Genomic DNA, 20,764 nt, shown 5'->3' on the forward strand with positions numbered 1-20,764 from the left:
CCACGCGCGCCTGCAGGCCCTTTGCCGCAATCAGCTCCCGGCCCTCGCGCACGTTGAGTGCGCTGTAGTCGCGCAGGCGTGCGTTCGCCGCGCGGTGATTGCTGTTCTCGAGCGCGTCGATCACGTAACGACCGTGTCCTGCGGCGACGTCCAGAATCTGCAGAGGCTGCCCGTCAGCGTGCAGCCGCTCGAGCGTGCGGTGGATCAACTCCTGCAGGTGACGTTTACGCTGGCGGATGCCGCGCCAGCCGATGGCGTCAAGGTAATGGCGGTCGATCATGCGCCCCAACGGCCCGCTGCCGGCGGGCCGGTCGCGATACACGTAGTCAAGTGTGCTTCCCGAATCGAAACCGGTCTCGAAACCCAGCCGGATGCCGTCGGAAAAGCGGCTGGCAAGCTTCAGACCGGCACGGTAGCCACGCCAGAACAGACCGCGCGCGCTCAGCGCGGGCAGGGGCTGCGCGAGCATCCGCGCCTCGTCGAAGCTGTGGCCGCGCTGGTCGTTGGTGCGCAGATCAGGCGCTGCCGCTGGCTGCGCGAAGCGCTCGAGCACGAAACGCCGGATATGTGTCATCGCCTGTGCGCGGTCGCGTTCGCCCAGTGTGTCGTGGAAGAAGCCCTCGAGGATGTGTTTTTCCTTGATTGGCGCGCTCAGATTGGCAAAGAAGCGATGCTGCGGCCCGTGGTGCACGACCCAGTCCGCCCCCGAAATGAGCATCTGCGTCGGCGTGGTGATCGCCTGCGCGTCATCGACGACGCGCCGGGCGGCGTCGTGCAGGCCAAGCAGCATGTTGACCGAGATCGCGCGCGCGATCAGCGGGTCGTGGTCGTACGACGCCTGGCGCACGGTGTCGCGCCTCAGCAGCTTCGACTTGACGTAGCTATTGACGAAGAAGTTGCCACGCAGCCTGTGCATCAAGGCCAGTCCCGGGCGCGCAAAGGGCACGTAGAGCTTGATGCTGAATGCCGGCGAGGCGAGCACTAGGGCGCGCACCGGCGGTGCATAGTCATGCACCCATGCAGCCGCCAGCACCGCACCCACGCTCTGCCCGAGCACGACGAGGTCGGGCACGGCAAGGCCATGCTGATCGCGGATGTGATCGGCAAAGGTCTGCACATCGCGCACCGAGGCGCCGACGCTGGGCGAGTGTCCCCGTGCCCCGGGCGACAGGCCGTGCCCGCGTGCATCCCAGGCGAAGAAATCGAAGTCCGGCAAGTCCAACTCGGCGGCGATGTGGGCCACACGCCCCGAATGCTCATGCCCGCGGTGCAGCAGCATGATGGCCCCGCGCCGTGTGCCCGTGGCCGGCCAATGGCGATAGAAGAGCGGCTCGCCATCATGCGTGACGAAGTGGTGTTCGGTGCAGGTGCGCGGGCTGGTGTTCATGTTTGGGCTGTGTCGGAGTGGGTCGAGTGGGAGTGTGTCGCAACGCAACGCGCCGCTCGGACGCCGTTGCGGACGCGGTTGACGATGTTGGTGAAGATGGCGAAGCCGATGATCGGCAGCAGCCAGAAGGTCCAGCCCGGCAGCCCGCCGAGCAGCCCGACTGCGAGTGCGAGCGCCCCGAACACCAACGCCCGATCGCTCTTGCCCATCGGCCCGTCATAGCGCCGCGGTGCCCCGACCAGCGGCCCGAGGGCTCCCGCCATCTCGGACACCGTTGCCAGAAAGATCAGCCCGCCGACGCTGGCCCAGCCGAAAGGCGGCACAAACACGAAGGGCAGCATCAGCGCAGCGTCGGAGACCACGTCGGCCAACTCGTTGAGATAGGCCCCGAGGGGGCTTTGCTGGCCGAACTCGCGGGCGAGCATGCCGTCGATGGCGTTCAAGCCCATGCGCACGAGCATCCAGACGGGCAGCAGCAGGAAGAGGGCGGTGCGTTCGGGATGGAGCGCGAGCAGGCCGCCGACGGCGACCGAGCCGAGCAAGGCGGCAGTGGTGACCCTGTTCGCCGTGACGTCTCGGCCTGCGAGGCGTGCCACCAAGGGGCGCAGCAGCGACTGGAAGGCGGGCTTGAGGTGGTAGAGGGTCAGGGACATGGTGCCGATGACGAAAATGTCATCAGCATATTAACAGAAAAAATGCATAAAGCATTTTCCAGGGCGCGCGAAAGCTCAGTCTGCGCGTGACGATCCGTCCTGTTGTCACCTGCCGGGGCAAACGGGAACGCATAAGTTTCAGGCCAGTTCTGCGCCGCTGCCGTGGCGAGCAGTGTGCATGAGATCACAAGCGGCTATCGGTCTTGGGGGTTTGCAGGCTCGATAGAGGTCATGCGGATGCACGTCAGTCAGTAGACAGTCTCTATGCGCTCACCGGTCTTGGGATGGATGAACCATCCCTTGCGCAACACCTGGCCCTGATAGATGTAAGCCTCCTGGAAGTCGCCGCCGGCGTGGTGGAATTTGGAGCCGTCGGGTCCTGTGCCGATGCCGCGCTCGAGGTCCCAGCCAATGAGCGGGCCATCGGGGTGGATGCGGATCTTCAGCCGGAAGCCGCCGCCGTTGCGGCGCTTGTCTTCGAGCAGGGCGTCGGGGATGCGGGAGGCGACGGGGATGGTGTAGTTGCCGAGGAGGGTGCCACCGTAATAGGCGCCATCGGGCAGGCCGCGATTGAGTGCGCCGCGCGGCTCCATCTTGAAATTCTCGCGCCATTCAAAGCGCAGGAACTTCGGAACGCCGAAGTCGGCGCCGTAGCTGGCGTTGGTTCGGTGCGGTGGCGTCAAACCTGAATGTGCGAAGAACAAGTAGCCATCTTCGTCGAAGATATTCAATCCCTCGACGCGGAACAATGAGTCGACGCGCAGTTGGCCGCCGCGAAGCCCACGGAACTTGTGTTTCAAGAGCTCATCTTCCGCGCTCAAGGGCTCAGTTGGCTCCGGCGGTGTTCTTCTGCCGCCGGAACTGCAACTGCTCAGGGTGATGATCCCGGCGAGGAGCAGCGTGCGGCGTAGGGACGAAACCGGCGGGTTCGAGGCTTCAATCGCGTCCATCTTTTTGGCTTCCAAATCCGACCGCCGCGCTCATGGTGAAAGCGCTGGGGCAAGTAAGACGTGCATGAGGCTCGAGTGAGGAGCCGGAATCTGAACCCGATGATCCCCACCACCTCGTCATGATCGGGGGCGAACGCGGTTTTTGCTCAGTCACCTCGATCGGGCCGGCACAGCAAGGAAAAACCGCCAGAAACGACGGGTCCCGTGAGGCTCTCGAGCCGGCCGTCGTGGATCAGGATGGCTCTCCCGCCGGCTTCATTCGGCAGGCGTCCTTGCAAGGCTGGCGTGGTTCCACCAAACGGGGCCGGGATCGTCTCGAACACGTAGCCCAGCGTGCGCAGCTCGGCCAGCAAGGCCTCTTTATCCCCGTTGGCGCTCCAGGCCATGCCCGCGCCGCCACCCATGAAACCGGCGATCTTGATTTCGTCGAAGTGGGTGCCGAAGACCTCGAATGCACCGAGCATGTTCATGCCCTGCCGCGTGTCGTGCTCACGAGCGCCCATCTCAGCGCGCGACGCGTAATTCTTCATCAGGTGCCGATGGACATATTCGAATTCGCCGAAACCTGGCTTTGTCTGATCCTTGGGCCATTCGCACAGCAGCGTGACGCGCAAGACGCTCTGGATCTGCACTGGATCGGGCGGCGGTGCTTGGCGAGGAAGGTGTGTGGGCTGGCCGTGCACGCCTGCCGTGACTGACAGCGTGGCTGCGAGCGCGATGGCGCGCATAAACGGTCGCTGGCCTTGCGAGGGTCGGGGGTTGTTGTTCGTCATTGGATGCGCCTCAGTAGTCGGTCTCGATGCGCTCACCGGTCTTGGGATGGATGAACCAGCCCTTGCGCAACACCTCGCCCTGATAGATGTAAGCCTCCTGGAAGTCGCCGCCGGCGTGGTGGAACTTGGAGCCGTCCGGCCCTGTGCCGATGCCACGCTCGAGATCCCAGCCGATGAGCGGGCCATCCGGATGGATGCGGATCTTCAGTCGGAAACCGCCACCGTTGCGGCGTTTGTCTTCGAGCAGGGCGTCGGGGATGCGGGAGGCGACGGGGATGGTGTAGTTGCCGAGGAGGGTGCCACCGTAGAAGGCGCCATCGGGCAGACCGCGCTTGAGGGCACCGTCTGGTTCCATTTCCGTTTTGTCGCGCCATTCAAAGCGCAGGAACTTCGGGACGCCGAAATCGGCGCCGTAGCTGGCGTTGGCCCGGTGCGGTGGGGTCATGGCCCCCATAGCGAAGAACAAGCGTCCATGCTCGTCGAAGATGTTCAATCCTCTGACCCGGAACAGTGAGTCGACGCGCAACTGGCCGCCGCGAAGCCCAAGGAATTTGCGTTTCAACTGCGCATCTTCCGCGCTCAAGGGCTCAGTTGGCTCCGGCGGTGTTCTTCTGCCGCCGGAACTGCAACCGCTCAGGGTGATGATCCCGGCGAGGAGCAGCGTGCGGCGCAGCAGGGAAACGGGCGGACTCGAAGCTTCAATGGACTGCATTTCTGGTTTCTTCATCGGATTCAGTGTTGGTTATTGCGTCATGGGGAGGTGAAGGCATAGCCATTGTCTTTGAGCCATTCCATGTAGCCGACAATGTTGACGGTTCCTGTTTGGTTGCCTCGCAGTGTTTCCCAGGTGTCGTTTGGGTTGCTGCTGACCGGTCGGTTGAAGTAGGTGATGTAGGCGTGCGTCTGAGAGTTCACCATGCTTCGGTTATCAGGAGCGAATGCGGTGAAATCCATCGTGCGCTGCGTTGTGCCACTCATCGCCCCGCGCACTTCGCGGTCTTCGGCGCGGAGCAGTTCCCATTCCGTGCGTGTGCTGTCGCCTTCATGGACTTCGCGGGAGATCATGCGTGGATTCTCTGGATCGTTCGGATGGCCGATGCGCAGACCGTTGCTCTGGTCGTGAATGATGGGGTTGGCCGTAGGGATGGGAATGAGATTAGGGACGTCCATCTTGACCCTTGCGAGCTCTGCCTGTTTCACCATCCAGTTCAAGGCCACAAAGGACAACTGGTTTTCACCGGTTTCATAGCCTCCCCCGATATCGGCGTGGGCGCCGATGAAGCCGCGCTCGATTCTGACCTGCCCAAGCGTCTGGCTACTCGCGCCGATCGACTCCAGTGGGAAGCCACCCTGGTGCAGGTCTTCGTCCAGGTTGCGGCGGGTGCTGTTCCAGAAATCGGCGTTGAAGGGATAACCCACGTCCCAGCCGATGGGCTGACTGCGATATTCGTTCAGTGCCACTGCGTGCGCTACGTGGCTGAACTCATCCGGAATGGAGAGGCGGTAGTCGGCGCTGAATGGCAGGTCGGTGCTCAGCACGGTGTCGAACAGGCCGATGAAGCGCAGATTGACTGGCTGGCAGCGGGTGACATCACGCCGGGTCTTTGGATCGACGGCCTCGTACTGGATCATCCGCTTGCCCTCGTGCTCAACAAGCAACTCAGCCAGGCGGTTCGCAAAATCGCGGGCCTGTGCGGCACCGCGGCTGAAGCCGACGATATCGATGTCCATCACGTTCTTGTCGTCCAGGGCTTCGGCTTCGTCGATGAAGTATTCCCACATCCGCTGGATGCGCTCCCGACCGGTGAAGTTGCCACCGCGGTCCGGCACCGGGCCGAAACCTTTCGGTAGGATGTCCTCGTAGGCTTCACCAAGGTAGTTCGTTGCTCCGTCCTCATAGTGCCGACTGCCTACACCGGAGACATAGTTCTGGTTGCCGTCATCATATAAACGCCAGAATCGAACAACGTTCGTGTCTGACCCACCAAGGCGCGCGCGTTCACGCTCTTCCTTCGAGTTATCCGTTCCATCAAACGCAAACAAAATCAAGCCATCCGGATCCACGTTTCTGAGCGGGTTGAACCCCACATACGCGTACGGATTCGGCCCGTCCGGGGTGCCGAGCGGGTCGGGGGTGAGGTACTGGCCCGCTTCTGGGTCGTAGTAGCGTGCGCGGTTGTAATGCAGCCCCGTCTCGGCATCGAAGATCTGCCCGGGCAGGCGCAGGTTGAGGCTGAAGTCGCGGGCTTGGACGGTAGCGGCGCCGAAGGGGGCGTAGGTGGCGCGCCACAGCACCTGGCCGTTGGCGTCGGTGGCGAGCTCGGGGGCGCCGAGGTGGTTGGCGTGAAGCCAGACGATGCGCTCGGGCTGGGTGAAGGCGGCGTGGAGCAGGCGGTAAAGGCCATCGGCGAATCGGGCGGTGACGCTGTGCTCGGCCCTTGCGGGCGCCACGCCGTGTGGGGTGTCGATGACGGCGAGCGGGAGCTCGGCGAGCCAGACGTACTGGCGCAGGATGCGGCCTTCGGCGTCGAGTTCGGCCAGGGGCTGGCGGTGCTCGTCGTAGACGGTGTGAATCGTGCGCTCGCCGACTTGGCGGGTGTTGCGCAGGCCGCGGTGGTCGTAGCGGTAGCGCGCCAGCACCTGGCCGTGCGCGCGCACTGTGGTCAGGCGGCCGCGAGCGTCCCAGTCGTATTCGCGCTCGCCCCAACGTTCGGGCTGGCCGCTGGCGGTGTAGTGGGTGGGGGCGGAGGGGGCTGAGCGGCGGTGGGTGCCGGGCTCGAAGTGGGCGGCTTGCGTGCCTGCGGTCAGTTCGTGTTGGGAGCGGACGCCCTGCTGGCTGAGGATGCGGCGCTGGGTGGCGTCGTAGGCGAAGCGCCAGACGGCTTCCTCGGTGAGTGTGTCAGCGTCGGTCTTCCATCGAACCGAGCTCAGCAGGCGGCCATGCCGGTCGTAAGCGTGGCCGCTTGTGGTTGGCCGGGCGCCGTCGGCGGCGGCGCGCTGGCGGCTGTGGAGGAGGTTGCCGCGCACGTCCCACAGGTAGCGGTGATCCAGCAGCGCTGCTGGGTCGTCCGCGAGGCCGAGCGCGCCGGGCAGGATTGTGATTTCTGCTTGCTGGATTGTGGGTCCGGAGGTCGCGTCGACACTTGGAGCGCTCGCGTGAGCATGCGCGGGGGTGATGCCGAGCAGGCGCTCGGCGATCTCTCGTGTGCTGCGCCCGAGCAGTTCCATCGGGGAGCTTGCCGCCGTCTCCAGCCCTGGCCGTGGAACACGCCGATGCACGACGCGCGCCAGCACGCCCGCGCGGCTGCGCTGGTAGAGAGTGTGGATGCCGTTGCCGCTGACATGACTGCGCAGGCCGGCGAGGTCGCGCTCGAAACCTTCCGAGATGATCTGCTCACCCGTGGGCCAGATTGACCATGAAGCGCCGACGGGGTCGCGCTTCAATGCAACGACCTGACCCTGACCATTACGCACGTAGCGCAGGCGGCTGCCGTCGGGAAGCGTGGTGCTGACGAGTTGGCCATTGTCGTCGTGCTCGTAGCGGGTGACGGTGGTCAGCTCGCCGCGGGCCGTGGGCAGGGTGACGATGCGTGCGCTGCGCAGGCCACGGGCGTCGTATTGGTAGCGTTCGCGCTGGGTGGGGTGGATGAGCTCAATGAGGCGGCGGCCGTCGTAGCGCCACTGCGTTTCCTCCACGGCGCCGCTGCCCGCGTCGGTGATGCGCTGGCGCTGGATGCGGCCCCAGTCGTCGTAGGCGTAGCGCGCACGGTTGCCGCGGGCATCTTGCATGGTGACCAGGCGGTCGAGCGCATCGTATGCGTGCACCACGGTCCCGCGGTCGGGGCTGCGTTGCCATACGATGCGGCCGAAGTCGTCGTGCAGGCGCTGCGTGCGCGTGGGCGACTCGGTGGGCTGAGGCCGGCGCGGGACTTCGGCGCTGACGGGGTGGACGAGGCCGTCGGCGTCGATTGCACGCAGCAGGCGTCCATTGGCCTCGTAGTGCCAGTCGCGCCCACGACCGGCGTTGTCGCGCACGGTGATGAGGCGCCCGTGCGCGTCGTAGCGCAAGGATTCGGTCTGCTCGAAGCTCGCGCTGCGCCGGCTGCGTTCCACCATTCGTCCTTCGGTGTCGTAGCGGAAGGTGTTGAGTACGCCGAGGGCGCTGGCGTGCCAGCGCAGCTGGCCGTGCTCGTCCCAGGCTTGGAGCCAGTTGGCGGCAGGAGAGAAGCTCGTGCGTGACTCGACCGGGCGACCGAGGTCGTCGTAGTCGAAGTGGACTTCCCGAGTCGGCGTCTGCCCGGGTCCGTCGTGCCGCACCGTCGTCGGCTGCAGGCGCAGGTTGTAGCTGTAGCGGGTGCTGAAGCCCTCGTCATTGCCCACACCCATGATCGCGCCGGTTGCGGGGTCGTATTCGAGGGTGCTGATTCGGTTTCCGGGCAGGGTGAGGTTCGAGATGTGGTTTCCTCCGGCATCCCAGACGAAGGTGGAAATGTCGGAATCGGCCGGTGAGGCCTTGGGGCCGTTCGGCAGGGGTCCGTCGGTGGCAGCGAGCAGCGAGCGGCCGTTGATCCGGGTGTAGGTAAAGCTGCTGCTACGCTCGATCGGCGTGGCGAGGCTGGGGTCGTCGATCGGCTCGCCGTCCGCGTCGAGCGGACTGAAGCCGGTTTCCACCAGCCGGGTGATCTGGCCCGCGTCGTTGTAGGTGAATTGCAGCCGGTGCTCACGACCCGGGACCACGCTGGGGCGTGTGATGAGTGCAGGGCGGGGCGAATTGTCTGCGTACTCGTAGCGGGCGAGCAGGCGTTCGGGCAGAGGTTTGGCGCCGCCAAAAAGCTGCACGGACTTTCGCAGCATGCGGCCGGTGGCGTCACGCGTCAGGATGATGGCGACGAGTGCTTGGCCTGCGTGATCGAGTTGGGTGCTGCGCATGAGCCGGCCGCGGGCATCGTACTGGTAGCGCACATTTGTCTCGCCGCAGCGCGCGCAGCCGGCGCCGATCGCCTCCAGCAGGCGGGGTTCGCCGTGGATGCGGGTGTGGCGGTAGGTGGTGCGCTGGCCGAGGCTGTTGGTGAGCACGGTCAGCTCGGGCGCGGCAAAGTCGAGCTCGACCTGCTCGATGCCGGTGCCAGCACGTGGCTGGCCGGATTCGTCAAGTGTGCGCGCCATGCCGCGCACGCTCAGGATCGCGCGCCCGGCACGGTCGTAGGCGTAGGTGGACAGACGTCGCTCGCCCGGCCCGTCCTGGGTTCGAGCTCCAGGCGCGGCGGTGAGGGAAATTCCCGTGAGATGGTGCGGCCACGTCTTTGCCGCGCCGCCGATGTGGGTGGCTTCGGCGCTGTCGGCGCCGTAGTGGTAGCGCCGGACGCTGCCGTCGGGGTGGGTGGCGGCGATGAGGTTGCTCAGCCCGGGAAGCGTGCGCTCGTTCTGATGTGTGTAGCTGAAGCGCCCGAGCGGGCTGGTGATTGCGACCACACCCCGAAAGCCGCGGCTGCTGCGCGGTGCGTACTCGAAGCTGAGGCTGCGGCCTTGCGGATCGGTGACTTTCATCAACTCGCCGTCGCGCCCGCGTGTGAGGCTGAGGAATTCGCCGCTGGGCATGCGGATCTGGAGCAACTTGCCGCGCGCATCGAAGTCCAGCGTGCGCCCGTCGGGCCAGATCCAGCGATAGCTTGCCACGCGCGTACCACCTCCGGCTGTCGTGCTCGCCGAGATCGCACCGCGGGCGGGGTCGGGATGGTGGTAGCGGCCAGGCTGGGCACGATCCGGGGCAAACACGAGACGTGTGCCGTCGGCCTGGACGATGTGCAGCTGTTCTCCAAGCACGTGAAGATCGGTCTCATAGGACAGCCGCCAGCCGCGCCCGAGCAAACCGAGGGGCGCATCAGTGCCCGCCTGCGTGCTGTTGTAATGGCGCACGATCTCGATGCCCAGCACGCCGGGAAGTGCGGGCAGGTCGGTTTCGCGCTGGTACTTGTTGCCGGTGATGACGTCGATCGGATTGCCTGCTCCGTGGGCGACACCGTCCGGGCTTTCCTGGCTTGCTGGCGCTTGCTCACCGCAGGGGTGGGCGGCAGCTGGATCACCCCCTTCGATCGAGATGCAGTTCGGGTCGGACGCGCTCGACTGGGGCAGGGACTGTGTGCTGCTTGTGGGGAGAAGGCTGCCGCTGCTTGAGGTCTGGGCGAGGGTCGCGGGTGCCCAAGCCAGCACAAGGCTGAGCGCAAGTGCGGGCAGGCCATGTGCGCGCCGACTGCGGGCAGAGGTGTGGGCGATGATCATGGGCGTATGGGATCTGAGCGGCTCGTCGGCGCAGGGCTGATGCCGGTCAGCCAATCCGCCGGCGCCTCACAGGAAGGCGGAGACCCGCAGCCGGGGTCGGTGAGTGGATCACAGCCATCAGGCTTGGGATTGGGCTCAGGTTCGGGCTCAGGCTCGGTTGCGGGAGGGGGTGCGCTGCTAGCAGTGCACGCCGGGTCGGTCACCGGACACTTCGGCAGTTCTGGCCCTTGCGCAGGCGGGCCCGGGTCGACAGGCGTGCCGGTGTTGCCGGGTCCGGGGCTGGAGACGTTGCCGGCTTCGATCGCGGGCGACTGCATGCGCATCACGGTGTGGGCCACGATGGGGATGCGCCCATCGGCGATGAGGCTGGCGCGAAAGGCGTCGCCGTCATCGGGGTCGAGCAGCGCGAGTGCGCGCGCCATGAAGGGGCCGGCGAGCGGAATCTGCTTGATCACCGGGATGCCGTAGCTGATGCGCAGTTTGAGCAAGTTGGCGTCCTGTAATGTCTGGCCGCTGGCGTTGCGGGCGGGGTCGCGATTGCAGGCGGGGCGGTCGATGGGGCAGTGCAGATGGGCGAGGTGGGTGTTGGGGATGACACGTCCCGTGGCGTCCATGCGCGCGGCCAGCGCCGGGCTGTGATAGTCGTCGAAGCTCTCGCGCGTGGGCGAGAGGATCTCGATGCGGGCAAAGGGCGCCTCGACGAGCGCCTTGGCGCGCGCGGCGGCGAGTTCGGCGGTGGTGGTGCCACCGCCGTGGTAGCCGGTCATGGCGCGGTCGAAGGCGGCGCGGATGGCGGCGGGGCGGGCGTTGGCGACGGTGCCTGCGCGTGCGGCCTCGAAGGTGGCGTAGTTGAGCTGGCTCCTGGCGTGAAAGAGCAGTGCGTACTGCATGAGCACGAGCAGGATGAAGAGCACGAGCGGGGCGGCGATGACGAATTCGATCAGAGTGGCGCCGTGCTCGCGTCGGGATGACAACTCTGGTCGCGGCCCCGGGAAGGCAAGGTCGATCTCCATGCCCGGCACCAGTCCGATGCGACGTGCTTCGCCTGCTGCGAGTTCGAGGGTCTGATTGGCACTCAAGCAAGCTGTCGCGCGCCACGGCGGCAAGGCGCTGACCACCTTGAGGATGCGGCCGCGACGGTCGAGAAAGACGACGTCGATCGGGTAGCGCATGAAGGCGGTATGCACCGATGCGCAGGGGGTGATGAGCAGCGCGTGGCCGGGTGCGGGTGGGGGCGAGCCGAGCAGGCCGCGCAGGCGGGCGGGCCAGCGCTCGGCGCGGTGGATGCAGAGCCGAAAACTCATGCGCCAGCCGCCATGAACTTCATCACGATCGGAAACATCAGGATCGCGAACACGCACGGAAAGATGAAGAACAACAGCGGAAACAGCAGCTTCACCGGGGCCTGCATGGCGAGCTTTTCGGCGTGGGCGAAGCGTTCGGTGCGGCGTTGTTCGGCCTGGGCGCGCAGGATGGGGCCCAGGCTCATGCCGGTGGCTTCGGCCTGGATGAGGGTGGAGATGAAATTGGTGATGGCTGCCATGTCGAGCCGCGCGGCCAGGTCACGCAATGCCTCGCTGCGCGGGCGGCCGGCACGCATGTCGCGCATCAGGCGGGCGAACTCGTCGCGTAGCGGGCCGGTCGGCCCCTTGGCGACGGCCTGGGCGATGGCGCTGTTGAGGTTGAGCCCGGACTCGACGCACAGGGTGATGAGGTCGAGCATGAAGGGCAGGGCCTTGAAGGTGAGCCGACGGCGCAGCGCGATGCGGTCGCGCAGCCACACCAGCGGAAACACATACCCGAGCGCAAATCCGGCGAGCGCCGGCCACAGCACAGGCAGGGCGAAGCTACCGGCCAGCCAGGCGGCGAACGCAGCGCACAGCAGCGCCCACACCAGCCTGCCGGCGAGGAATTGCGCCGCATCCAGCGCGTAGTCGAGGCCGGCCAGGCGCAGGCGGGAAAGGCCGATCTGCGTCTGGCGCTCGGGCAGCAGCACGCGCAGGTAGTGTGCAAACCATTGCACCAGCCACCATACGAGGCGGTAGCCGAGCGGTGGTGCGTCGAGCCAGATGCGGTCCTGCTGCGGCACGGCCGCCGCCGTGCGCGAGACCAGCCAGGCAATGATTGCGACCGACAGCCCGACGCTGAGGGCGATGGCGATGATGAGCCAGCGTGGGTCGAGGGACAGGAGCAGGGGCGAGGGGGCGGCGTTCATGCTGGGCTCAGATGTCGATGGCGACGATGCGGCGGATGAGCAGCACGCCGATGAACTCCATCACCAGCACCGCAGCGAGTACTCCCCAGCCCAGCGGTGTGGTCCACAGCTGGGACATGGCGGCGGGCTCCATGCGGTTGAGCACCCACAGCAGGAACACCGGCAGCAGGCCGACGACCCAGGCCTGGAGCTTGCCCTGGGCGGTGAGCGCGAGGATCTTGAGCTCCATCGCCTGCTGGCTGCGCAGCGTGCTGGCCGTGCGCTCTAGGGTTTCGGCCAGGCCTCCGCCGGTCTCATTGGCGATACGCATGGCCGACACCATGAGCTTGACCGGCTGCGCAGGCACGCGCCGGGCGAGGTTCTCGAGTGCGTCGTCCAGACTCACGCCGAGGCGCTGTTCGTGCTGCACCAGCAGCAGCTCCTGCTGCAGCGGTGCGGCGAGCTCGGCGCTGACCTGACGGATTGCGGCCGGCAGCGACAGGCCGGCGCGCGCGGTGCCGGCGAGCATCTGCAGGGCGTCGGGGAGCTGTTGTTCGATGTGCTCGACTCGGCGCTTACGCAGCCAGCGCAAGACTCCACGCGGGGTCAGGGCGAGCACGATGGCAGTCACCAGCGCCATCAGGAGGCTGGCGCTGAGCAGCCAGGCAGCGAGCGCGCAGAGTACCGTGAGCGCGAGGTTGAGCACGTAGAGCCGTGCCGGATCGATGAACAGGAACAGCTCGCGCAGGTGAAAGCCGGTCTCGCGCGTGAAGCGCTCGCGCCAGGCTTGCAGCAGGCGGCCGCTGATGTCGACCAGCGCCCACACGAACAGAGCGATGGTGATGGCGACAACGATGAGAACGAGCTCGAGGTTCATGCGTCTCCCGTGTCGCTGGGAGCGTTGAACAGTGACAGGTCGAGCTGCACGCCGCTTTCGGCCAATGTCTCGTAGAACGCGGGGATGGCGTTGCAGCCGGTGAAGCGGCTGCGCACACGCCCCTCGGCGTCGCGGCCGCGCTGTTCGTGGCGGAAGAGCTCCTGCATCTGGATGCGCCCGGATTCGGTGCCGGCGACTTCAACGATGGCGGTGATGACGCGGCGGCCGTCGGGCAGGCGTGCCTGCTGGATGACGAGATCGATGGCCGCGGCGATCTGCTCGCGAATCGCCGTCAGCGGCAGATCCATGCCGGCCATCAGCACCAGGGTCTCGAGGCGGGCGAGCGCATCGCGCGGGCTGTTGGCGTGCAGCGTGGTGAGTGAGCCGTCGTGGCCGGTGTTCATCGCTTGCAGCATGTCGAGCGCCTCACCGCCACGGCATTCGCCGACGACGATGCGGTCGGGGCGCATGCGCAGGGCGTTCTTCACCAGGTCGCGGATGGCGATCTGGCCACGACCCTCGGCATTGGCCGGGCGCGCTTCGAGGTTGATGAGGTGCGAGTGCGCCAGGCGCAGCTCGGCGGCGTCCTCGATGGTGATGATGCGCTCGCCGTCGGGGATGAAATTGGAGAGCACGTTGAGCAGCGTGGTCTTGCCCGAGCCGGTGCCGCCGGAGATGAGGATGTTCTTGCGCTGCTCGACACAGATGCGCATGAAGGCCGCCATCTGCGTGCTCATCGCGCCGAAGGCGATGAGATCGGCGTCGGTCAGCACCTTGCGTCCGAACTTGCGGATGCTCAGCGCCGGCCCCTTGATGGCGAGTGGCGGGATGACGGCGTTGACGCGCGAGCCGTCCTTGAGGCGGGCGTCGACCATTGGCGAGGACTCGTCGATGCGTCGGCCGATCGGGGTGACGATGCGCTCGATGACGCCGAGCACCGCGCGCTCGCTGGTGAAGCTGGCCGGGTGGCGCTCGAGGCGGCCGCGGCGCTCGATGTAGATCTCGTCGTGGCGGTTGACCATGATCTCGGTGATCGAGTCGTCCTCGAGCAGGGCTTCGAGCGGTCCGAGCCCGACCGCTTCGTTGAGCACGTCGCGGCGCAGGCGGTCGCGGTCGATGGCCTCGGGCAGCGCGGCTTCCTGGTCGATGAGTTCGATCAGCAGGGCTTCGGTCTCGGCGCGCAGCTCGCCATCGCTCATGCGCACCAGGTCGCGCCGGCGCAAGTCGATGGCGTCGAGCAAGGCCTCGTGGATGTGCTTGCGCCAGAACTGCTCTGGCGTGGGCGCGGCGGGCGCACGTGTGGGGTGAGCCGGAAGAGGGGGGTGAACGGAGTGTGCGGGGTACGCGGCGTGAGTGGGGTGGGTGGCGTGTGAGAGCGGTGTGGGCGGTGTGGGCTGCAATGTGGGCCCTGGCGACTCAGGCGGGGGCGCGCCGGTGGTGGCTGGGCTGGCTTGTGCGGCGGTGCTCGCAGCCTGGGTCTGGATTCGATCCTCGATGACGAGGGTGAATGGCCCCACCGTGATCTGGTCGGTGGCTGCGATCGGGCCGTGGTGGTGGATGCGTGTGCCATTGACCGTGGTGCCGAAGAACTGGCCCAGATCCTGGATGTAGAGCCCGGCCTTGCTGCGGTAGATGCGGGCATGTTCGCGCCCGATCTTCCAGCCCGGCAGGCGCAGGCGGCATTCGTGGCCCTTGCCGATGATCGCCGAGGTGTCGGCGATGGATTCGACGCGGGGGGCGGTTTCGGGATGGCGGATGGTGACCTGAAACATGATCGACGGGCCTTGCGCTCAGTTGATTGACCAGGGGTGTTCGCTGTCGGAGCGGAACGGCTGATCGGGAACGACGCGCTCCTCCACCGGCGCCGGCAGGCCGGGTACGGCGGCGAGGTCGGGTTCGGTGGCGCGCGGCACGTCCTCCAGACGCTGGCGGGCGCGCAGCATGCTCTCGGCCTGTGCGAGGGTGTGCTTGTCGACCGCATGCGGGGTGACGAAGACGACGAGTTCGGTTTCGTTGTTCTGGAAGCGGCGCGAGCGGAACAAGGCGCCCAGCACCGGGATGTCTCCCAGGAAGGGTACTTTGTCGATCGCGGCGTTGACGTCGCGTGTCAGCAGTCCGCTGAGCACGATGGTGCCGCCCTGCATGACGTTGAATTCGGTCTCGGTCTTGCGCGTGCGCAGCGCCGGGCCGGCGTCGCCCATCACCGACAGGTCAAGATCGCTGACCTCGCTCATGATGCGGGCGCGGATCACACCGTTGTCGTCCACCGTGGGGGTGACTTGCAGGCGGATGCCGTAGGGTTTGAACTGGATGGTGGTGCCGTTGATGTTGCTGACGCTGTAGGGGAATTCACCACCGGCCAGGAAGCTGGCCTCGGCGCCGTTGCGGGTCGACAGCACGGGCTGGGCGAGTATGGAGGCGGTGCCGTTCTGCTCCAGCAGGCGCAGTTGCGCATTGAGCCCGGTGTTGATCGCGGAGAGTACGTTGAGGCTGGAGCTGAGCGGCACCGGCCCGCCACTGCCGTCGGGGTTGATGATGGGCGGCGCGTTCTCGCTGCCTGCGCGCAGGTCGATCTGCAGCGGCGCGTTGCCGCGTCGGCCGGGCATCCAGATGCCGCCGATGGCTGCGCCGCCGGTGGCGTTCCAGGCCAGTCCGATCTCGCGCAACATGTTGATCGGGAACTCGACGATCTGTACGTCCATGACGATCATCTTTTCCCAGCCGACCGGGTTGGTGAAGTTGATGATCTGCGGATAGCGTCGGGCGAGCTCTTCTATGCGGGCCTGGTCGCGGTTGCTCAGGCTGTCGCCTTCGACCACCACCTTGTCGCCGATCATCGCGCTGCGCGCGTTGGGGATGTTCGCAAGAAATGCGGCGATCTCGCGATTCACACGCGGGGTCTCGGCGGGGACGACGTTGACCGTGAGTCGACGGCTACCGCCCTTGGCGGTCCAGATGTGCAGCGAGGACACGCCGAGCTCGTTGGCAATGAGGAGGATCTCGCGATCATCGAGCACGGCGGCCGAGAGCACCTTGCCGTTGCCTACCGCCAGGCGGCCGGCGTTGGGTTCGGCCAGCACCCGGGTTTCACCCTGGAACATCGTGAGCTCGGGGATGTTGGCGGCGAGCGCTGCCGGCATGAAGCACAGCGCCAGGAAGTGAAGAAGGGCTCGGCTCAGGAGGCGCATTGGTTCGGTCGGAATGAGTTGAGAGGGATGGCGAAAGGCGCGGCGGGCTTGCTGGGGATGGAGGAGGCCAGGGGTGTGAAAGGGGGGATCAGTCCAACGGTGTCTCGGCGTGTGAGCTCATCTTCAAGCCGCTGGTGATCGGGCCGCCGCCGTAGATCACCGGCACCGAGCTGATGCCCTTGCCGTCGCCGTCCGGGAGTCCCAGCAGCTTGCGGCCGTCGGTGATGGCGGTGGAGACTGGCGTGATGTCGCCGGGGGCGCGCAGCAAGGCGGTGACACGGCCGATCTCGCGTGCGGCGATGACGCGCTTGGCGTCCTCGGGTGAGGTGTCGAGGGTGATGGTGGTGTAGCTGCGGGGCTGGCCATCCGGGTCGCGTGTGTCGGCATCGACCCGGCTGCCGGTGGCAAGCACAGGGATGCTCTGCAGCAGCGTGAAGGTGAAGCTGCGCGTCTCATTGCGCGCCGACACTACGATGTCGATGCGGTCGCCCGGTTCGACCATGCCTGACAGCGAGCTGATCTCGTCCACCGGCACGGTGACCGCACGCTGACCGGACTGCAGGCGGGCGGAGAAGGTGGGCGCACGCCGTCCCTCCAGCTGCGCCCACAGGATGGCTTCGCCCACCGCCGCGGGATAGGCGAGCACCAGGCTTTCGGCGCGGCTGAACTGGTCGGGCGTGATCGCACCTGAGTGTGCCCAGGGGCGAGGGATCCCGCGCACGGCCACGGTGTCGGGCGTGATCGATGCGCCGGCCGGCAGGCTGGTCTTGGCTACGACGACCTGCACCATGTCGATGTCGGTCGCGCGTGCATCGATCTCCGCCATGCGCTCGGCGAGATAGTTGCTCGCGGCGTAGGCGGCGAGCCCACCCAGGGCGAGCGCGACGGCGAGGACGATCCAGTTCTTGCGGGTGTTGCGCGTAATGGGCGTGTTGGGGGGCATCGATACTGTGCTCAAAGGGGTAGGGAGATGAAGCCGCTCTGGCGCTCGAAGGCGGTGCGCACCGCGCTGAGCAGGATGTCGATGACGGAGTCTTCGCCACCGGCACCAAAACCGATGAGCATCGCCAGCACCAGCAGGGCGACCAGATATTCGGCGAGCGCTTGTCCGCGCGTGAAGGACGGAGAGCGGGCTGTCATGGCCGCCTCGAGAGCAGGGTGAGGATGGCGTGGGTGGTGCCCTCGCCTCGAACGAGCACGAGTTGCGCCTCGCCGGATGCGCCGCCAAATGCCTGCACGAGCGCATCCGCGCTGTCGGCAAGAGGCGGGCCGGCCGGGTGCAGTCCGCGCGCCGCGAGGCTGGCTGAGAGCTGGCTCAGGTTGAGGCGCAGCGCGTGTGCGTTGATCAGCACGAGCTGGCGCGAGGTGAGCGGTCCGTCCACCGATTCCATGTCGGAGAGTAGCTCGGAGCCGGCCGGCAAGTTGAAACCCAGTGGCCGGCTGCCGGCTTCGCGGGCGGCGCGACTGTCGGCGATCGAGCTCAGCGCCTCGGTGTTGCCATCCGGCTGCGGTGTGATGGTGACCGTGATGAAGAAGTCGCCGCGCGCCTGTGCCAGCACATGGGCATGACCGGTGCGCGCGTGCGCCACCTGAGCGCCCAGCACCTGCTGGTAGTGAGAGAGCACGACAGCGGTCGGTGCCGGGCTGAGCACGCGCGCAATGCGCATCGGCACACCGTTGAGTCGGACCTGTTCGCCGATGGGCTCGATGCGAGCGTCTCGCGGATGCATGAGCTCAGGCCATGGGCTTGCAGCGGCGGCGCTCATGAGAACACAGGGGAAGGTGGACAGGAGCAGCACGCGCAGTGTGAATGGCGCCAAGGGCAGGGTGAACGATGAGCTCATCGGATGCGGTCCTCGGGGACGAACTCGGGATCGACGCGACCGATGTCGGGCAAGCGTGCCCCGTCCAGCACGCGGGGGATGAGCTTGAGGGGCGCGGCGAACAGCTCCAGCGCCCCGAACGGGAAGGGGCCTGTGATATTCCAGGGCCCCCGCCTTAGCGCGGCGCGCACCGCTGCCGGCCCGGAGGCGGACCATGGATCGACCAGCAGCGTGGTGTGGCGCTCGATCGACAGGCCAAGTGCATCGAAAGGCGCGAGACCGGCGACGTCTGCAAGGGCGATGCGGACTGCGCCGGTGTACAGCGTGTTCGCGTCCAGCCCCATGCCTGACGCGAACACCGCGCCCAGCGGCTGCGTCAGCGCCTCGCGCCGGCTGGTGGCATCGACATGGGTGTCAAACACTGGCAGCAGCGGCTCGCCACGGTGATCGGTCCACAGCGGGTTGCGATGCTCAGCGAAGTCGCCCACGCGCTCAGCGCTCTTGACCGGCGCGGTGCTGGTGCTGAAGAAGCGCCGCCGCACCTCATCGGCCAGCTCTGCATCGGACTTCCACGACTGCAGGCTGCTGCCGTGGTGGACCACGCCCTCGAAGGCAACATAGCGGCTGGCGCTGGCAGCGGTCTGCGCGATGTCGAGCTGCTTGCCCAGCAGCGGCACGATCAGAAACAGCGGCAGCAGCACCAGGGCCAGCACCAGGAACTCGACGGTGGACTGGCCGTGCTGGCGGTGCGCTCCCCCAACCCTGCTCATGCTGGCGTCCATGGCTGTGGTGCGCGCAGCGCCTGAAGCCTGTATGCGGTGTGCTGGACCATCGGTTTGTGCGCGCCCTTCATGGGAGCTGGGCGCTGTCCTGGCGCAGCTGGGCCTGGGCGCGGGCCGCTGCGGACACCGGCGCAAGGCGCGCCTGCCAGTAGGGGTTGAAAAGGCTGCCGAGTTCGCTGCGTCCAGGGTGACGCGCGTTGCCGGCATCCGGACGCTCGAAGAAGACCTCGACGCTCGATATCGCCGCACTTTGCCCGCCCGTCAGCCTGCCGTCGAAGAGCTGCAGGCGCCCAGCGGGCTTGACGCTGCTCGTGCCTCCCGAGAAGCGCTGTGCCGCAGCGGACTTGGTGACCCGAATGGTGAGCCGGGTGCTGGGTGCCTCCATTTCCAGCGCGCGATCCGACAGTTCGCGGAAGGCGGGGATGGCGCCGCCGCCGAAGGTGGCGGGTGGAAACCCCTTGGCGACGCCCGCGGCAGAATCGGCAATCGCGCTCGCCCGTGGATTGGTGCCGCGCGAGCCGGCGTAGGCATAGGCCCCATCGGCCAGGTCATCGTCGGAAGCGGCGCTGCCGTAGCCGAGCGGCTGCTCGCTGCGCCGGCAACGCCAGCGCCGCACGCGGTAGTGATGTGCGGAGAGCGTGTCCATGGACTTCCAGCCATCGACGAGGTCGATGAGCTCGGTGCTGCCACGCTTGCGCAGCTCGATGCCGTGGCAGAGCACGACCAGACCGAAGTTCCAGTTGCGGCTGATGAGGAAGGCCTCGCGACTGTCATTGACCAGCCTGCCCATGCGGCGACGTTCGTCGCGTGTGGCGTACTCGCGGGTGAAGCCGGCGAAGTCGTCCGCGAGCGGAACTGGATCGACGACAGCCTGTGGATCGTTGTCCTGGGCGACGTCTTTCATCAGCGCAAGACGGCTTGCCAGGGCAAGGGCGTCGGCTGGGCCGTGCATGAGTTTTTGCGACAGCGCCAGCGCCTGGATCGCCGCGTCGTGAAGGCTGACGGCGCCCGCCAGCGCAGGTGTGAGGCTGTCCATGATCGACTTGATGTGCCCCATCGCCGTGGCGAGGGTGGTGCCGACTCCGGGAATGAGGTGCAGATAGGGGCCGATGTTGGTGGCCGATGTGCCCATGTATCGCGCCCACGATGCGATGCCCACCGCCTGCCCGATCGCGATCTGGTTGGCGATGATTGCGCGGTTGGTGTAGGCGTCGTAGTTCAGCATGCGAGCCTCGAACACGCCTGCACTGAAGGCGACCGCATCGGCGGTGTTGGTGAGGCGTAGCTTCTCCTGCACCAGTTGGCCGCTGTTGAACATGTAGAAGAGGATGGCTGCGACGGCGACGAGAAGAACGAGGGCCAGCGGCAGGACTTGTCCTGTCTGTTGTCTTTCGAATCCCGTGCGTGCATTGCCCCCGATCGCCTCCACGTCTGTTGTGCGGCGTGCTTGCCGTGACGCGCTCGCCACGCGGGCCTACTTGCCGACCTGGTTCACGTAAGTGTCGAGGGTGTGCTTCTGGTCGCCGACCGTTTTTGCCTTGTCGGAAGCGGTCTGTGCTGCCGTCTTCGCCGCGGTGCCGTCCTTTCCGGATAGCTCCTGGGCGATGGCAGCGGTCTGGTTGCGCACGGTCTGGCCGAAGTACTGATATACCGCGATGGCGGCGACCGCGATCATCGCGACGATGATGATGTATTCGGTCATGCCCTGACCGTGTTGGCTATTGCGTTTGGCAGGTGCTGACATGATCGCGGTTTCCAGGTGAATAGTGGATATGATGATGGCAAATGAAAAATGCATAGTCAATATCCTTTTGTCATTAATGGATGGAGCCCCATTCATGTCTTGTCGAGGTCGACG

16 protein-coding genes and 1 pseudogene are annotated in these 20,764 nt (G+C 66.5%); all 17 read right to left on the reverse strand.

What is annotated here, in order from left to right:
* Positions 1 to 25 precede the first annotated feature (25 nt).
* Positions 26 to 1,387: pseudogene (locus M622_RS40660) on the reverse strand (bifunctional alpha/beta hydrolase/class I SAM-dependent methyltransferase); the annotation flags it as partial.
* Positions 1,384 to 2,040 (reverse strand): CDP-alcohol phosphatidyltransferase family protein, encoded by a 657-nt coding sequence (locus tag M622_RS36365; RefSeq protein WP_021250654.1) that lies wholly within the window; start codon positions 2,038 to 2,040, stop codon positions 1,384 to 1,386. The gene M622_RS36365 and the pseudogene M622_RS40660, both read right to left, overlap by 4 nt.
* 248 nt (positions 2,041 to 2,288) lie before the next feature.
* The gene (locus tag M622_RS36370; RefSeq protein ID WP_245543099.1) at positions 2,289 to 2,990 is read right to left on the reverse strand and encodes a hypothetical protein; all 702 of its coding nucleotides are present in this window, start codon (positions 2,988 to 2,990) and stop codon (positions 2,289 to 2,291) included.
* A 146-nt stretch (positions 2,991 to 3,136) separates the two neighbouring features.
* Positions 3,137 to 3,763: a hypothetical protein gene (locus tag M622_RS36375; RefSeq protein WP_021250656.1), complete on the reverse strand. Its 627-nt coding sequence runs from the start codon at positions 3,761 to 3,763 to the stop codon at positions 3,137 to 3,139.
* Positions 3,764 to 3,773: 10 nt separating this feature from the next.
* Complete coding sequence (locus tag M622_RS0120640) at positions 3,774 to 4,325, reverse strand: hypothetical protein (RefSeq protein ID WP_245543100.1); 552 nt, start codon at positions 4,323 to 4,325, stop codon at positions 3,774 to 3,776.
* Positions 4,326 to 4,513: 188 nt separating this feature from the next.
* A complete protein-coding gene (locus M622_RS36380) occupies positions 4,514 to 10,042 on the reverse strand; it encodes an RHS repeat-associated core domain-containing protein (protein WP_021250658.1) in 5,529 nt (1,842 codons plus the stop codon).
* Complete coding sequence (locus M622_RS36385; protein ID WP_021250659.1) at positions 10,039 to 11,346, reverse strand: DUF192 domain-containing protein; 1,308 nt, start codon at positions 11,344 to 11,346, stop codon at positions 10,039 to 10,041. Before M622_RS36385 ends, M622_RS36380 begins: the two co-directional genes overlap by 4 nt.
* Positions 11,343 to 12,257: a type II secretion system F family protein gene (locus M622_RS36390; protein ID WP_021250660.1), complete on the reverse strand. Its 915-nt coding sequence runs from the start codon at positions 12,255 to 12,257 to the stop codon at positions 11,343 to 11,345. Before M622_RS36390 ends, M622_RS36385 begins: the two co-directional genes overlap by 4 nt.
* A 7-nt stretch (positions 12,258 to 12,264) precedes the next feature.
* On the reverse strand, positions 12,265 to 13,113 hold the full coding sequence (locus M622_RS36395) for a type II secretion system F family protein (protein WP_021250661.1): 849 nt from the start codon (positions 13,111 to 13,113) through the stop codon (positions 12,265 to 12,267).
* The gene (locus tag M622_RS36400) at positions 13,110 to 14,885 is read right to left on the reverse strand and encodes a TadA family conjugal transfer-associated ATPase (RefSeq protein ID WP_021250662.1); all 1,776 of its coding nucleotides are present in this window, start codon (positions 14,883 to 14,885) and stop codon (positions 13,110 to 13,112) included. Before M622_RS36400 ends, M622_RS36395 begins: the two co-directional genes overlap by 4 nt.
* A gap of 18 nt (positions 14,886 to 14,903) precedes the next feature.
* Positions 14,904 to 16,301, reverse strand: a complete 1,398-nt coding sequence (locus tag M622_RS36405) for a type II and III secretion system protein family protein (protein ID WP_021250663.1) — start codon at positions 16,299 to 16,301, stop codon at positions 14,904 to 14,906.
* 88 nt (positions 16,302 to 16,389) lie between these two features.
* Positions 16,390 to 17,244, reverse strand: coding sequence for a Flp pilus assembly protein CpaB (gene cpaB / locus M622_RS36410; protein WP_021250664.1), 855 nt, complete (start codon positions 17,242 to 17,244; stop codon positions 16,390 to 16,392).
* An 11-nt stretch (positions 17,245 to 17,255) separates the two neighbouring features.
* Positions 17,256 to 17,441 (reverse strand): hypothetical protein, encoded by a 186-nt coding sequence (locus M622_RS36415; protein WP_021250665.1) that lies wholly within the window; start codon positions 17,439 to 17,441, stop codon positions 17,256 to 17,258.
* Complete coding sequence (locus M622_RS36420; protein WP_021250666.1) at positions 17,438 to 18,145, reverse strand: hypothetical protein; 708 nt, start codon at positions 18,143 to 18,145, stop codon at positions 17,438 to 17,440. The genes M622_RS36415 and M622_RS36420 overlap by 4 nt, the downstream gene beginning before the upstream one ends.
* On the reverse strand, positions 18,142 to 18,894 hold the full coding sequence (locus M622_RS36425) for a hypothetical protein (RefSeq protein ID WP_031347458.1): 753 nt from the start codon (positions 18,892 to 18,894) through the stop codon (positions 18,142 to 18,144). The genes M622_RS36420 and M622_RS36425 overlap by 4 nt, the downstream gene beginning before the upstream one ends.
* Before the next feature lie 79 nt (positions 18,895 to 18,973).
* Positions 18,974 to 20,335 (reverse strand): pilus assembly protein TadG-related protein, encoded by a 1,362-nt coding sequence (locus M622_RS36430; RefSeq protein WP_021250668.1) that lies wholly within the window; start codon positions 20,333 to 20,335, stop codon positions 18,974 to 18,976.
* Positions 20,336 to 20,380: 45 nt separating this feature from the next.
* Positions 20,381 to 20,704: a hypothetical protein gene (locus M622_RS36435; RefSeq protein ID WP_021250669.1), complete on the reverse strand. Its 324-nt coding sequence runs from the start codon at positions 20,702 to 20,704 to the stop codon at positions 20,381 to 20,383.
* Positions 20,705 to 20,764: the final 60 nt, after the last annotated feature.

The sequence above is a fragment of the Thauera terpenica 58Eu genome (genome assembly GCF_000443165.1).
In the GTDB taxonomy this organism is placed as follows: Bacteria; Pseudomonadota; Gammaproteobacteria; order Burkholderiales; family Rhodocyclaceae; genus Thauera; species Thauera terpenica.